At 43.6% G+C, this 15859-nt stretch carries 11 protein-coding genes; 4 read left to right on the forward strand and 7 right to left on the reverse strand.

Annotation, left to right across the window (positions count from 1 at the left end; translation table 11 throughout):
• Nucleotides 1–40 precede the first annotated feature (40 nt).
• From HY58_RS10200 to HY58_RS10210, 3 genes are read right to left on the reverse strand one after another with little or no spacing between them, the layout of a single operon-like run.
• Nucleotides 41–1306, reverse strand: a complete 1266-nt coding sequence (locus HY58_RS10200; protein WP_039131425.1) for an alkaline phosphatase family protein — start codon at nucleotides 1304–1306, stop codon at nucleotides 41–43.
• Nucleotides 1307–1333: 27 nt separating this feature from the next.
• Nucleotides 1334–2788 carry a SusD/RagB family nutrient-binding outer membrane lipoprotein gene (locus HY58_RS10205; protein ID WP_052324021.1) on the reverse strand — a complete coding sequence of 485 codons (1455 nt, stop codon included), beginning with the start codon at nucleotides 2786–2788 and terminating at the stop codon, nucleotides 1334–1336.
• An 18-nt stretch (nucleotides 2789–2806) separates the two neighbouring features.
• Nucleotides 2807–5917 (reverse strand): SusC/RagA family TonB-linked outer membrane protein, encoded by a 3111-nt coding sequence (locus HY58_RS10210; RefSeq protein WP_039131430.1) that lies wholly within the window; start codon nucleotides 5915–5917, stop codon nucleotides 2807–2809.
• Between the two features lie 143 nt (nucleotides 5918–6060).
• Here HY58_RS10210 and HY58_RS10215 point away from each other — a divergent pair, with 143 nt between their 5' ends.
• The gene (locus HY58_RS10215) at nucleotides 6061–6375 is read left to right on the forward strand and encodes an MmcQ/YjbR family DNA-binding protein (RefSeq protein WP_039131433.1); all 315 of its coding nucleotides are present in this window, start codon (nucleotides 6061–6063) and stop codon (nucleotides 6373–6375) included.
• On the opposite strand, the gene HY58_RS10220 is transcribed toward HY58_RS10215, so the two are convergent.
• The 4 genes from HY58_RS10220 to HY58_RS10235 form a co-directional block, all read right to left on the reverse strand.
• Entirely contained in the window at nucleotides 6372–7094 is a 723-nt protein-coding gene (locus HY58_RS10220; protein ID WP_082022127.1) for an alpha/beta hydrolase family protein, read from the reverse strand. The genes HY58_RS10215 and HY58_RS10220 overlap by 4 nt on opposite strands.
• Nucleotides 7095–7228: 134 nt before the next feature.
• Complete coding sequence (locus HY58_RS10225) at nucleotides 7229–8347, reverse strand: Fmu (Sun) domain-containing protein (protein WP_172644639.1); 1119 nt, start codon at nucleotides 8345–8347, stop codon at nucleotides 7229–7231.
• A 59-nt stretch (nucleotides 8348–8406) separates the two neighbouring features.
• Entirely contained in the window at nucleotides 8407–9996 is a 1590-nt protein-coding gene (odhB, locus tag HY58_RS10230) for a 2-oxoglutarate dehydrogenase complex dihydrolipoyllysine-residue succinyltransferase (protein WP_039131439.1), read from the reverse strand.
• Between the two features lie 69 nt (nucleotides 9997–10065).
• Nucleotides 10066–12825, reverse strand: a complete 2760-nt coding sequence (locus tag HY58_RS10235; protein ID WP_039131441.1) for a 2-oxoglutarate dehydrogenase E1 component — start codon at nucleotides 12823–12825, stop codon at nucleotides 10066–10068.
• A 172-nt stretch (nucleotides 12826–12997) separates the two neighbouring features.
• On the opposite strand from HY58_RS10235, the gene rpsT reads away from it, so the two are divergent.
• From rpsT to HY58_RS10250, 3 genes are all read left to right on the forward strand, one after another.
• On the forward strand, nucleotides 12998–13261 hold the full coding sequence (gene rpsT, locus HY58_RS10240; RefSeq protein ID WP_039131443.1) for a 30S ribosomal protein S20: 264 nt from the start codon (nucleotides 12998–13000) through the stop codon (nucleotides 13259–13261).
• Nucleotides 13262–13399: 138 nt separating this feature from the next.
• A complete protein-coding gene (locus tag HY58_RS10245; protein WP_052324023.1) occupies nucleotides 13400–15163 on the forward strand; it encodes a M14 family metallopeptidase in 1764 nt (587 codons plus the stop codon).
• A 72-nt stretch (nucleotides 15164–15235) separates the two neighbouring features.
• A complete protein-coding gene (locus HY58_RS10250) occupies nucleotides 15236–15859 on the forward strand; it encodes a toxin-antitoxin system YwqK family antitoxin (RefSeq protein WP_156123649.1) in 624 nt (207 codons plus the stop codon).

Raw genomic sequence — 15859 nt, forward strand, 5'->3', positions numbered from 1 at the left:
TATCAACAGGAATTCTTGATTTTTCCACTTTTACGCCTGTTCAGGGTTTGTTTTGAGTACTGGTGAACCAACGGTTTACAGAATTGTGCCTGCCTTCTACAACAACTTTATAAAATCCCGCCGGTAAATCTTTTACCGGAATAAGCAGACTTTGTTTGTGGGAGGATACTGTTCCAACCAGTTTGTAATTATCCTCTCCTCCTTTTTTGAATTCGTTGGTTGCAGTTATATAAACCTTGAGATCTTCCTTTGCTCCCAAAGCTTTCCAACTTATATCAAGCTGATCCTGATAATAATTAACCCGGAGGTCACCAACAGAAAGCTCACCAAATAGTGGCAATCCATCAAGCTCACGCAAGCGGCGTGCTGAAGGTTTGACATCCAGGTGCCTGCCAATTGTAGGCATAATATCGGTTATGGATGCCTGGTAGTATCGTGCGTGCGCATTGATAGCTGGTTTATTCAACACTATCCAGCCACTCTTTTGCCGGGGTGTTTGTCCACCATGATCCTTACCATTATTCTCGCTGCGTCCATGATCGGTGGTGATTATGATAAGCCAGTCTTCCCTGAATTGCTTTTGCCTGTACTGTATAGCATCCCATATCCTCCCCACCTGTACATCTAATTTCTTCACTGCATTATAAAATGCATCCCCGTCTCCATGCATATGACCCATATCATCTGTGTATTCGAGGTAGACCCAGGAAAGGTCGGGCGATTTTTCCCTGATGGTTTTTGCGGCTTGAAATGAAACCTCTTCATCAATCAGGTGCATAAAATCACGGTTTGCATCTTGCGGAATTCGAACTGTATCCAGTTCATACCCGTCTGCAACATGATCAAGAACGAGTGCTCCAGCTTCAGGCAGTTTCTCTCCAATAAGTTTAGTGCGGTTGTCAGTCCAGCTTGAGAACACAGCTGTTGTGCCTTTTGGAAAAGATTCTTTATAGAACCTGAAAATATTCCAGTAATTATAATTTGGTTCCTTTATAGAGTTACCCCAAACATTATGTTTATTCACCCAGGTTCCAGTAAGTATGCTATTGTAGCTTACTGCAGAGATCGTGGGTGTTTCATTGTAGCTACCTGTTTCGCCACCCACAAATGCCCGAAGGTAGCTTCCTGCAGCAGCTACTTTGTCGATATTTGGAGTAGATAGTTTCTCCAGTACATCGGCAGGAATTCCATCTGCGATAATGAAGAGGGCTTTCTTCTTTCCAACTTGTGCCTGCAGATTTACCGGCGACAGATACAAAGCCAGCAACAATATACAACTGCTCCGAAATACAAATATTCTATTCATAATTGATGAGTGGAAAATAATGGATTTTTATTTAAGCAACCACATCTCGCCGTTTACATTATCGGCTCCTGCAAACTGGCGTTCAATAGCTTCATTTACGGAAGCCCTGTTTAACTGGAGTTCTGCTTCCGGATACATCCAGCGTTTGGGGATCTTTGCATCATTGAGCACGCCTCCTCCACTTACGTCAAATAGCGGATATCCTGTACGGCGTTGTTCAAAAAATGGCTGCCATCCCCCCTGCATAAATGATGCTATATATTTCTGAACCATAATGTCGCTGATCTCGTTTCCGGCCTGCAATGCTACATTAGGTGATGAAAGATATGCTTCGATGGTGGCATTAGCAATGCCATAAAACATCATATTTGCAAGTATACCTTCCTTATAAAAGGTCTCTGCACTACCAGTTATCCAACCACGCACAACAGCTTCAGCCAGGATGAATTGCAGTTCAGCGTAACCAAAAGCAACTGATGCTTCATTCACCGGATCAGTGTAGTATCGGGGATTGATCTTTGATGCTTCGCCAGCAACAACTTTTTCAGTATTCTCAGTGATAGGAGCACTTCCGTTGAGCCCACCATAGGCATTAAAGTCTCCGTCTTCAAGATCAGCATGTATGGGTGCCTTCGCTGCAAAAAGAAATAGTCGTGGGTCTTGCAGATGCCTTAGGGTATCAACAAAACTCTCAGCCATGTAATATGCTGTTTGCATTGAGTTATCATTGTAATGAGGATACCTGTTGCCCTGGATATCATGAAACTTAAGTTGCGCATTGTCTGCATTACCTGTAAACAACGGATAAGCCGAAGGGTCATTTACAATGGCAGCAAAACGTTGCTTCAGATTGAAAGCTGTATTCGACTCTTTCGATGACAGGTAAGTGAGAACGCGTAATGTATAACTATTGATAAGCTTTCTCCACTTCAAAATACTTCCGTCATACACAACATCACCCTGCATTGGCTCATCAATGTTTGCCAGTTCGCTGCTGGCCTGCTCCAGTAGCTCGAGGGCCTGCAGGAATACAGATTCCTGGGTATCATAAGTAGATGTGTACTGGGCTTCATCCCCTTTCAGTGCTTCACTAAATGGGATATCCCCAAAACTCATAGTAAGCTGGATACCGAAATATGCACGAAAGAATTTTGCGACCGACTGGTATGCTGGTTTCCCAACACGTACTGCTTCTTTTTCCATTCGCAGCACCTGGCGAAGGTTACTGTAATCGCTGAAGCTACCCCGCTGCCAGCCATAATATTGCTGATCGGATACTCCATCGGTATATGCCAATTGCCTGCTGGCAAGTGCCGCACCTGTATTTACCTCGTTGAAAGCTAATCGTTCAATAGTAGTAAGCAGGAGATCAGGAGTTGCCTGGGTAGTACGGTTGGGGTCAACCTGGAAATCTTCATATTTGCTACAGGAGGCTAAGCCAAAAACGGCTATCGCTGTAATTGCTATATATATCTTTTTCATCTTGATCTTATTTTATAATCAGAAACGAACATTCAGGTTTAAACCTATGTTGCGGGTGGAAGGAGTTTGGAGGTTATCGCTTCCCGGATCCGGATCCACATTATCAAGTTCTGAAACCAGGAAGAGGTTTCTTCCCACTGCAGATACAGAAGCGGATTGAATTTTATTACCAAGCCATTTTGTTGGGAGTTGCCATGTTAGGGAAACCTCACGTAGTTTGAGAAAGCTCTGTGAATAGTAATGGTAGTTATTATCGATGGCGTTACTGGTGCTGATCATATAATCGATATAGTTGACTCCTTTGGTATTCGGGGCAAACTTCCTTGTGTCACTGAGTACATTTCCATCTCCATCATACGTTATTTCGCCGGCGGTCACCACAACACCCTGCCCAATCCATGAGTTGATCCCTTCATTAGCATCATCCCTGTATTGGTTTACTGTTCCTGGATGTGTTCCGCCCCACCACATTTTCTGGTTGGTGGTTGAATACATCAATCCTCCGATACGGCCATCAACCAGGAATTTGAAAGAGAAATTCTTATAGTTGAAGCTGTTCTCCAATCCATAGACCAGGTCGGGGTTTGCATCACCCACATATCTTGTGAAATTATCCCATCTGGGGAAGCCATTGCTGTTGTAAACCACATTACCGGCACCATCCGTTTCATATTTCCAGTCGAAGATTCGATCGGTGCGCTCACCCACCCTGATCTTATTGAGTTGTTCTGCTCCTCCGTAAATAGCGGTTAGATAGCGGCGATAATTACTGAGGTTAGCATTGATATCCCATCTGAAAATGCTTGTCTTTACAGGGTTGGCATTAACCATTACTTCAAATCCTTTACGTTTATATTCATTTCCATTCTCCAACCTTGATGTATAACCGCTGGTTTCAGAAACAGGAATTGAAACGATGTTGTTATAATCACGACTCTGGTAATAAGTGGCATCAACGCCAAGGCGGCCGTTGAAAAGTTTCAGCTCTAATCCTGCTTCCCAGCTATCCGATGTTTGTGGTTTTATATCAGGATTGATCTGTGCACTTCCATATGCCAGAGCAGGTGTATTATTCCAGCTTGTACCTTTATCATAAGCCTGAAGAAATCCATATGTATAGGCATTATCATTCAGTGTGCCACTGCTCACGCGCGACCAGGAACCTCTTGCTTTCAGATAGCTTATCTGTGATGGAAGATCAAGGAGATTTGAAAGTATCACTGCTCCAGAAACGGATGGATAAAAATAACTGTTGTTACCAACCGGTAAGGTGGAGATCTTATCCTGCCTTCCGGTAAGTGTCAGGTAAAAGCTATTTCTATAATCAAGGTCAACATATCCATATAGGCTGCTGGTTCTTCTCTCCTCAACACCGTTAGACCCCTGTATGGGATTGGCGGAGTTGGAGAGGTTATAAAAACCGGGAACTGTTAGTCCATCTGTACTTGCAGACTGGTACCGATGGTTGCGATAATAATTAGATGCACCAGCCTGTGCATTGATATTAAACTCACCCAGGTTCTTACGATAAGCAAGCATCAGGTCAGAAATGATATCTAGATAATTTACAGTTGAGGTACTGAAGTTGCCTCTTGAAATATTACTATAACCAACATAACTGTTAGGCTCTTTATATGACCTGTTGAGTGCATAACCGTTGAGGCCATTTCTGAGTTTCAGGCTAAATGATTCAGAGAGATCATAGTTGAGATCAAGCGCACCAAAGTAGTTATCCTTGTGATATCCCCGGAGGTATTCATAAGCCTGGAAGTATGGGTTATTATACCAGGAAATATTGTAATGATTCTGCTGGATGCCTTCCTTTCCGGGCACCCAGTAGTTACGGAGCTTTCTTACATCCACATCAGGTCCGGTCCATAGTACAAGGTTGTAAAGATAATTAGTTGGCCCATACCCGGTTTCCGGAAAATTATCAGTGTATTCGCGATTATAAGTGAATCGGGAATCCATGCTGAACCTGGAGCTAAGCTTATAATTTCCCGCAAGGCTGAAGGATGTGTTATTAAGGCTTGTGTTGGGCACCACACCATTTTGGTAGATATGGCCTGCAGAAGCCCTGAAACTCCCATTATCAGAAGCTTTGGTAATGCTGATGTTGTTGCTGACGATAAGTCCGGTTTCAAAGAAGTTGCGAACATTATCCTGCCCACGGGAAAGGAATGGCGTAGGGATTCTTTCTCCCGTAACGGGGTCAACCGGACTATCAAACTGGGTAGTCTCAAAATAACCGCTGGAGGTAGATGCATCACGCTGGTTAAGTTTGGGACCCCATATCCATCCACCACCTTCTGTTCCACCGCCGCTTCCATCTACGAAGGCATATTTCCCTTTATTACCATTGCCATAGGTGGTTTGCACATCGGGTATACGGATAAACCCGGTTTGAGCAAGTATGGATGAATTAACTTCAATGCTAAGCTGATTGCCTTTACCTCTTTTTGTGCTGATCATGATGGCGCCGTTCTGGCCAATGGAGCCATAGAGTGCTGATGCAGCAGGACCTTTAAGTACACTGATATTCTCCACATCATCGGCGTTGATCTTCCACATGTCGGCCGATTGATCAGGAATACCATCGATAACAATCAGGGGTTTTCGGCCACGAAGCGAAAGGCCAGCATCCTGGAAAAGGTCGGTGGAGTTATTGATCTGTAAGCCGGCCACCCGCCCCGTGAGTGAGTTCACCACATTAGGCTCACGCGCCTTCACGAGGTTTTCTCCCTTTACATCCTGTAATGCATAGCCAAGTCTGGCTTTTTCTTTCTTGATACCAAGAGCAGTAACAACCACTTCCTGCATATCAGAAGATTCAGCCACCATCACGATTTCAAGATTTCCAGCAGCATTCACTTTAATGGTTTGTTGGGCATAGCCAACAGAACTAAGGACCAGTTCATCACCCACTGCTGCTAAAATTGAAAAGAGTCCGGATTCATCCGAAACAGTAGTTTGACCTGAGGCAGATCGCTGTACAGTAACTCCTGGAATGCCCTTTCCATTTGTTTTGTCTGTAACGGAACCTTTGACTTGTATATCCTGGGCAAGGATGTTGTGAGATAGCATAATAAGGATGCAAAAAGAAAGCACACGGGTGAAGATGATTCGCATAAGCTGTAAGTAGTTTCGAGGCACGAAATTCCCATTCACAGATTATGCAGATGTTAACGCAAGAAGAACTTTGCATGAACAAGCAATAAATAAAATAAGGATATGAAAACAATAAAATCAGCAACTTTATTAAAAGGATTCATATGGTCAATTCACAAACAGTAAGGAACATTGCACTGTCGCTGGAGGGCACTGTTGAATTACCTCATTTTGAAAAGACAAGCTTCAGGTTGAAAAAAAAGATCTATGCAACCATGGACGAAAAAATGCAGGTTGTTACCATTAAGCTCAATGAAATTGACCAGAGCATTTTTGTTGCAATAGACAAAGTAATGATCTACCGGGTGCCAAATAAATGGGGCCTGAAGGGATGGACCATCATTGATCTGAAAAAAGTAAATATGGAGCTCCTTGAAGAAGCCTTGGGAAAAGCCTGGCAAACCCTGAAAGGTGCTTAACTTTTTTCATTAAAGAATTCATGCATAAACAGCAATTGGTATTTAACTGCCTGTTGCCAGTAGGGCCAATTGTGAACACCCGGCCGCACTATATAATCATGCTGAATATTACGATACAAAAGTTGTTGGTGCAGGTTTTCATTAACCTCATAAAAAAAGTCACCGGTGCCACAATCAATTATAAGTTTTAATGATTTTGGCGGAATAAGGTGAAGCATGTTTATCACTGTATGCTTCTCCCACTGTTCGGGTTGAAGGGAATATTCGCCTAATCTTTTTGCCATATCCCAGTTATGAGGAAAGGGTCGGATATCCACTCCGCCACTCATGCTTCCTGCAGCCCCAAATACAGACTGGTGGCGTATTGCAAGATAAAGAGCTCCATGACCGCCCATGCTTAGTCCGGTGATGGCACGTCCTTTACGATCTTTAATGGTTTTGTATTTAGCGTCGATCCATTCAACCAATTCTTTCGATATATAGGTTTCGTATTTAAAAGTTGTATCGATTTTACTATCCCAATACCAGCTTCCGAAACCACCATCCGGGCAAACGATCATCATGTTAAATTGATCTGCCAGCTTCTCAAATCCGGGTGCCTTAGTTATCCAGCCAGCATAATTGTCGCTGTACCCATGAAGCAGGTAAACAACAGGTAATTCTTTGAGGCTATTATAATTTTTGGGTCTTATAACAACTGCCTTAATCTCCTTCTTCATGGAAGAGCTATAAGTAATAACAGTATCAACAATAGCGCAGTTTCCGGAATTAAATGCAAGGAGAAAGATAATTAACGAGCAAAATAATTTCACGGCTTTGTTTATTTGTTTGTGAACGAATATACTGATGACATTTATAAATGCGACTTCAGCAAGGCGGAAAACATTGTATCAGCCTTTTGGTCATAGCCTTTCAATGTACGCGAGCTGATCAGTTCAAGGTTAAAGTTCTCTTCCAGGAACTGAACATTTTCTTCGTTTTCACTCCGGAAAACAGAGCAGGTAATATAAAGGAAATAACCGCCCGGCATTAGTTTCGGAATTGCATTAGAGATGATCTTCTTTTGCAGGGCACTATAATCATTTATAGAGGAAGCATTAAAATAATATAGCTGTTCGGGATTGCGACCCCAGGTTCCGCTACCGGTACAGGGAACATCTGCAATGATCAGATCCTGCAAAGGCAGTAGGTTATACCGCTCCCCGATCTGTTTTGCTGAGGTAAGGGAAAGATCAGCAACAAAACCATCGTAGGAGTAAATGCCAGCCTGCTTAAACCGCTGAATGAGGTTCTGCAATATTGAGGAGCGTATGTCTGTTACGGTGAAAGTAATACCCGGCATACGATCAAAGGCAAGCATTGTTTTACCTCCACTTGCTGCGCAGCAATCCCATATTCTTACATCCTCTCTGCCAACTAGATCCTTTGATACGAGGTCAATCATTTCACCTATGCGCTGTGAGTTAAGATCCTGAACCACTACTTCTTTATTCATTTCAAAGTGATCTTCCACTTTAAACCCGTTGGGCAAACGCAGGGTATTTTCACCATCGATTCTAAAGGGAGTGGTCAGTTGCTCCAGCTTTCTTATGATTGATTTCTTATATCCCGGTCTTATCCGCAGAAACAGATCAGGCTGAACGAGATGCGAGGCTGAAAAAGCTTCTGCCTCAATGCCTTCGCTGAGCAAATCAGTCCACGGAAAGATGGTTAATTGAAGGCATGATATTTTCTCACCCAGTGGCAGACTTGCTTTTTCATTCCACTCTTCGTGAAGGGCCGCCAGTAAAGGATTGGGTTCCTCAGAACAGAGATAGAGTGCCAGCAGTAATCGTTCTTCAGCTACCATTTCTCTGCAAGCATAGCCCAGCCGGAACCAGCAATAACAAAGCTGCGCGATCTGTTTACGATCGCGCGAGCCGTGTTTTTTATTTGTACTGAAATAGTTCTTTAGAAAATGTACAAATGGCATCTCGCCTTTGTATGTGTGCAGCAACTGAAGTGCTGTATTAACATGTGCCCTTGCAAACATTATACTTCGAGCAAGGTCTTAACCGGATCCTTACCAAAGAGGAGCAATTCAGGCGTTTCCAGCAATTCTTTCACACGAACAAGGAAACCAACGGATTCGCGTCCATCAATGATGCGGTGATCATAACTCAGTGCCAGGTACATCATTTGTTTCACCACTACCTGTCCATTTATAGCCATTGGTCTTTCCTGGATCTTATGCATTCCAAGGATAGCTGATTGTGGTATATTGATTATTGGTGTACTCATAAGTGATCCGAAAACACCACCATTTGTGATTGTGAATGTACCACCAGTCATCTCCTCCATGGTGAGCTTATTGTCGCGCGCTTTTGTTGCAAGCTCCACCACTTTCTTCTCAATGCCTGCCATACTTAGGCTTTCGGCATTTCGGATAACAGGAACCACCAGCCCTTTTGGAGCGGAAACTGCAATAGATATATCACAGTAATCGTGATAAATAATGGAATCGCCATCGATATACGCATTCACTGCCGGCCATTCCTGCAAGGCATAACAAACTGCCTTTGTAAAGAAACTCATGAATCCAAGATTTACACCGTGGGCTTCTTTGAACTTGTCCTTGTACTTAGAGCGTATTGCCATAACAGGGCCCATATCCACCTCATTAAAAGTGGTGAGCATAGCGGTAGTATTCTTTGCCTCCACCAGCCGGCGTGAAACCGTCTTGCGGAGGTTACTCATCTTCTCACGTTTTTCATTACGTGTGAACATTTCAGCACCAGGCTTGCGGCCTGGATTATTAAGCGCTTCCATTACATCCTGCTTCATGATCTTACCACCAGATCCACTTGCGCTTACTGACTTTGGATCAACTTTTTTATCAGCGATAATTGCTGCAGCAACAGGACTTGCCTTAATGTCATTCGGAATTGAGGTAACGGGTGCATTGGCTGCAGAAGGCTTTGTACCGGGTTCTGCTGATTTAGATGCAGGCGCTGTTGCTGCTGATGCAGCCGATGGCACGGCAACATCAGAATTAATTGTAGCAACAACATCCCCTATTTTCAAGGTATCACCTTCTTTGGCAACCGGACTTAGCTGACCAGCTTCTTCTGCATTCAATTCAAATGTTGCTTTCTCACTTTCCAGTTCACATAATATTTCATCACGCTGAACAAGATCACCTTCTTTTTTTAACCACTTCACAAGGGTCACTTCAGTGATGGACTCTCCCACCGTGGGAACTTTCATTTCAATAACACCCTTGCCTGCTGCCTTTGCTTGCTCCCCATCATTTTTAGCACGAACTTTTTCGGCAGTCTCATCTTTTTGAATGCTGGCGGGTTCTGCAGCCTCGGCTTTGGCTGGTTCAGTGGATCCGGCCGGAGCTGCTGTTGATTCATCAATGGAAGCAACGAGATCGCCAATTTTAAGTGTATCGCCTTCCTCAGCCTTTGTTACCAATGTTCCGGCACGTTCGGCATTGAGTTCAAAGGTTGCTTTTTCACTCTCAAGTTCGGCAATGACCTCGTCACGTTGAACATAAGAGCCATTAGGCTTTAGCCATTTTACGAGCGTCACTTCAGTGATGGATTCGCCTACTGTAGGAACTTTGATATCGATCATACGTTTCAGTTATTGAACTTGAGCTATTTGTTTATTCTTAATTCTTTAGTCTGCATTAATAATTGCATATCATATCCCAAAGGCAGTCTCAATGATCTCTGACTGCTCCTGGGTATGAACCTTCATGTATCCCGTTGCAGTAGAAGCACTTGGCTGGCGACTGATTACGCCAAAATTAATATTTGCCAGGTTCATTTTCAGAAAGGATGCAGCACCCATATTGAGTGGTTCTTCCTGCACCCAGAACCAGGTGGCTTTATTATATTTCCTGTAAAGATTATCCAGTTGTTTTTGAGGAAGTGGATATAATTGTTCCACTCTTATGATGGCAACATCTTTCACGCCATCTTTATGCTGCTTAGCTGCCAGGTCAAAATAAACCTTACCACTGCAGAACAATATCTTCTTAACGGAAGCTGCGTCTCCAACAAATACATCATCTATCACTTCCTGGAACTGACCGCTGGTAAAGGCTGCCTTTTCAGAATAGGAATCAGGCAGGCGAAGATTTGCTTTTGGAGAGAAATTGATCATTGGTTTGCGGAAGGGCCATTTGATTTGCCGACGCAACGCATGGAAGAAATTAGCTGCTGTAGTGATATTGGTGATTACCATATTCAGTTCTGCACACATCTGCAGAAAACGTTCGAGGCGCGCCGAACTATGCTCTGGTCCCTGACCTTCATAACCATGGGGTAAAAGCATCACCACACCGTTCATCCGATTCCATTTTTGTTCACCGGCAGCAATGAACTGGTCTATCATGGTTTGAGCGCCATTGCAAAAATCTCCAAACTGAGCCTCCCATAATACCAGTGAATTTGGACTGGCAAATGCATATCCGTACTCAAAACCAAGTACGCCGTATTCACTCAACAATGAGTTGAAAATGCGGAACTGTGCCGTTGCGCCTTCAATGCGGCTGAGCCTGTTATAAGGTTTATCGGTTACTTCATCGCGTAATACAGCATGCCTGTGGCTAAAGGTGCCTCTACGAACGTCCTGCCCACTCATCCGCACATCATGCCCTTCCAGCAAGAGGCTGGCATAGGCCATCAATTCACCCGTTGCCCAGTCAAGCTTTCCTTCCTCTCTAAACAAGCGCACTTTATCCTGGATGATCTTTTCAACTTTCTTAAGAGGTTTAAAATCATCGGGCCATTGCATGATGGCATCAAATAACTTATCGAAAGCCTCAACAGAAATTGCTGTGTCCGGGCTCTTGTCAAAATCTGTTTCTACTGCACGACGCAAACTCTTCCAGGCCAATTCAGGCTGCTGATATTTATATGGAAGAGGATTCTGCTTTACTTCATCGAGCCTCTCCTGAAGATCAGCCCAGAACTTTTTCTCCATCTCCTGTGCTAGTCCACGGGCATTTTCATTTCCATCTTCCATCAGGAAGTGGGTATAAACTTCACGGGGGTTTTGGTGCTTATCGATCAATGCATAGAGACCTGGCTGGGTAAACTTTGGATCATCACCTTCATTATGACCATGGCGACGATAACAAACCATGTCAATAAAAATATCAGAATTGAATTGTTGGCGATAGCGGGTGGCAATTTCTACACATTTCACTACTGCTTCAGCGTCATCTCCATTTACATGAAGTACAGGGGCCTGAACTGTTGCGGCAAGAGAAGTACAATAATCAGAACTGCGTGCATCATCAAAGTCGGTAGTAAATCCAATTTGGTTATTGATAACAAAATGTATGGTGCCTCCGGTATAATAACCTTCCAGCTTGCTCATCTGAAGTACTTCATATACAATGCCCTGCCCTGCAATTGAGGCATCCCCATGGATAAGGATGGGTAAAATCTGGTCATAATTACTGTTGTAAAGAATGTCTGCCTTAGCACGCGCCAATCCCACTACCACCGGATCAACGGCTTCAAGATGTGAGGGGTTTGGTGCCAGTTTAAGGTGAACTGTTTTGCCTTCATCTGTTTTCACATCAGAGCTATACCCCATGTGGTATTTTACATCACCGCTTCCCATGGTCTGGTCCATAACGGCCGTTCCCTCAAATTCACTGAAAATATGTTCATAAGTTTTGCCAAGTATGTTGGCAAGGATATTAAGGCGACCGCGATGTGCCATCCCTATAACCACTTCCTTAACACCCATTGATCCGGCAGTATTGATGATTGCATCCAATGCCGCAATAGTTGTTTCACCACCTTCAAGGGAAAACCTTTTTTGTCCGATGTACTTTGTATGGAGAAACTTCTCAAATATCACTCCCTGGTTTAGCTTCTCCAGAATCCGGCGTCTTTTCTCCAGAGGAAGGTCCTGGGTGAATTCCTTCTCCATGGCATTGGTAAGGAAATCCACTTTTGCCTGATCACTGATATATTTGAATTCGATTCCAACATGGCTGGCATATGCATTCTGCAGATGATTCAGGATATTCCTGAGTTCTGTGGTACCCAGTCCCACCCTGTGGCCCGCATGAAATTTCCGGTCCAGATCTGCATCTGTAAAGCCAAAAAATGCAAGGTCGAGGTTTGCACCCCTGTCGCGACGCTTTCGAATTGGATTGGTTTTGGCAACCAGATGACCTTTGTTGCGATATCCCAGGATGAGCCGGTAAGCGCTTATTTCCTTCTGAATATCAAAATCAGGCGGAAGCTCAGCCACTGCCGTGGTTCCATTATCAGATGATGATCTGGCTGCTGGCACACCACCGTTTATGGCAAAATCAAATCCTTCAAAAAACTTACGATACTCCGGGTCTACACTGCCGGGATCTTTTACAAAATCCTGATACAGAGACTCTATATATGCCGGGGATGAACTTGTGATAAACGAAAAATCCTTCATATGAGAAGCCCTTTTGGGTCTTATTTTGGGTATGCAAATATCGGGGAAAAGATGGAGAAGTTTGCCCAAATCGCATAGCTTTACTCAGTCGTGGAGTCAATAGAAAAAAATCAAGGTTTTATTTTGTTGTTCCATCTATGCTCGCTACCTTTGCCGTCCTAAATTTTGAAGAATGGCAAATCATAAGGCTACCAAAAAAGATATGCGTCAGGCTGCCAAGCGTCGTGACAGAAACCGTTACCACGGTAAGACCACACGTAACGCAATCCGTGACCTGAAGGCATTGGATGAAAAGAAAGCAGTTGAAGAGGGCATGCCCAATGTAATAGCTATGATCGACAAGCTGGCCAAGCGTGGAATCATCCACAAGAACAAGGCAAGCAACCTGAAGAGCAAGCTGGCTAAGCGCGTCAATAATATGGCTGTAGCCCAGTAATTGGTTTTCTGAACATCTTTCCTTAATAATATTAGGGTACTGTCTTTGACAGTACCTTTTTTTGTTGGGCTATATGCTTCCGTCTGGGTGGTTCATTACCAGGCATTTACATTAAATTGCCAGAGCAATTACTAAAGCATGCGAAAAAAATTATTCCGCCGGTATCTCCTTTCCTACTCATTTTATCAAATCATCCTGCTATTCAACTTCCCTATAGTTTCAGACGCTCAGGTACCTCTTACAATTTATGAGGAAACCAATGGGAAGCATACCGCTACCTACTTCCAGGTAATTGATTTTTACCAAAGGCTTGATGAACTTTCACCAAAGGTCCAGATGCAGAGCATGGGTACAACCGATGCAGGGTATCCATTGCATCTGGTATTATTCAGTAATGACGGGAAGTTTGATCCGCGACGCTGGCAATCAGGCAATAAAGTGGTGATCCTGATAAATAACGGCATTCATCCCGGTGAACCAGATGGAATTGATGCCAGTATGATGTGGGTGCGTGATCTGGTTACTGGCCGTAAAAGGATTTCGGATAGTGTGGTACTGGCTTTTATCCCGGTTTATAATATTGGTGGAGCACTTAACCGAAGTGCCTTTTACCGGGTTGACCAGAATGGTCCGGCAGAATTTGGCTCCCGCGGGAATGGTCAAAACCTCGACCTTAACAGGGATTTCATAAAGGCCGACTCTCGTAATGCGCGGAGTTTCGCAGTAATCTATCAATACCTTAAGCCGGACATATTCATTGACAACCATGTTAGTAATGGTGCTGACTATCAGCATATTATGACGTTGATCAGTTCGCAGCATAATAAATTGGGAGGTAGGCTGGGTGAGTTCATGAATAAGCAAATTGAACCCTCCATATACCGGATGATGAAAGAAAGGGGTTATGACCTTATACCCTATGTAAATGCGTTTGGCGATACTCCAGAATCGGGCTGGCCCGAATTTCTGGAAGGTCCCCGCTATAGTAGCGGATATGCAACCCTGTTCAATAGTTTTGCTTTTGTTCCGGAAACACATATGCTTAAACCATATTCACAACGAGTAGATGCCACATATGCCCTCATGGAGTGCTTTGAACGCTATGCGGCTGCCAATGCGGATACTATCCGGCAAATAAGAAAAATTGCCCAGGAGGAACAACTCAATCGCAGTGTATTCCCGGTACAATGGGTACTCGACCGTTCAAGGTTCACTGAGATCAGTTTTAAAGGATTTGAAGCAGGCCGTAAACCAAGTGCAGTATCGAAGCTTCCAAGGCTTTATTATGACAGGAACAAGCCATTTGATAAGAAAATTAAATTCTATAACCAATACGTGGCCTCGGTAGAAGTTACAGCCCCCAGAGCTTATATAATTCCACAAGGTTGGTGGAAAGTAATTGAACGCTTACAGGATAATGGTGTAAAAATGGAGCGACTTCAGCGTGATACCGTATTGGAGGTGGAAGCATTAATGATAAATGAAAACAAAGTTTCATCGCGTGCATTTGAGGGGCATTACCTGAATAATTCGGTTAAGGTTAGCCGAAAGCTGATCAAAAAATCTTTTAGAAGAGGAGACTGGTTGATCCAAACAGCCCAACCCGCAAAAAGGTTTCTCGTTGAAGTGCTTGAACCCGAAGCAATGGATTCTTATTTTACGTGGAACTTTTTTGACCCGATACTTTCCCAAAAGGAAGGATTTAGTTCTTATGTTTTTGAAGATACGGCTGAGAAACTGCTGGCAGAAAATCCACAGCTGAAAATGCAATTGGAAGAAAAGAGGGCCACCGACACCAGTTTTGCCCGGAATGCCTACCAACAATTGGATTTTATATTCAAAAATTCACCTTATGCGGAGCCTGATCATAATCGTTACCCTGTTTTCCGGTTGCTGAACTAACAAGACAATTTTAACAGCTGGCCCCCTAGGGAAGGCCTGCAGTTTCGTAATTTTGCGCAATTGCTTCAAGTTATGAAACGAATCCACCACATGATACCATGCCTTTTATTGGGAGTGATGCTACTAGCAGGAAAAGCTGACTTATACTCACAGATGGCTATTGATGTGGAGCATAATTCCTGGCATCCGATCACTAAAATGCGCGATTCAGGCAAGTTGAAAAAAGGAATTCCAGATGGCGAATGGAAGGGATGGTATGCCAATGGCTCGCAGCGATATCTGAGAACATATAGTCACGATAAATATGAACGCCTTCGTCAGGAAGTAAAAAAGCATCCACGTTTTATCTTTATCCCCCTTGCGATTGAAGCAAAAAATGATCGTCTCAAACTTGATCGTGCTACAGATGCAAATTATTCCTTGCCTTCAGCGCCTTTCGAAAAATGTTTGCATGATGGACTTTACATCAACTATTCGGAAGACGGAATGATGCTTGATTCTGGTTATTACAAGTATGGAGTTCGTGAAGGACATTGGGAAGAGTTCAATACCACGGAACAAACACGCCTTTCGGGCGCTTATCGTCATGGCAAGAAAACAGGTAGCTGGACTGCTACTGATAAATCAGGAAAAACCAGGTCCATCCTGCAATACAACAGGAAAGGAGAACTAGTTCACCAGAAATTCTATGAATGA

It is taken from the genome of Flavihumibacter sp. ZG627 (assembly GCF_000814325.1).
Taxonomy (GTDB): domain Bacteria; phylum Bacteroidota; class Bacteroidia; order Chitinophagales; family Chitinophagaceae; genus Flavihumibacter.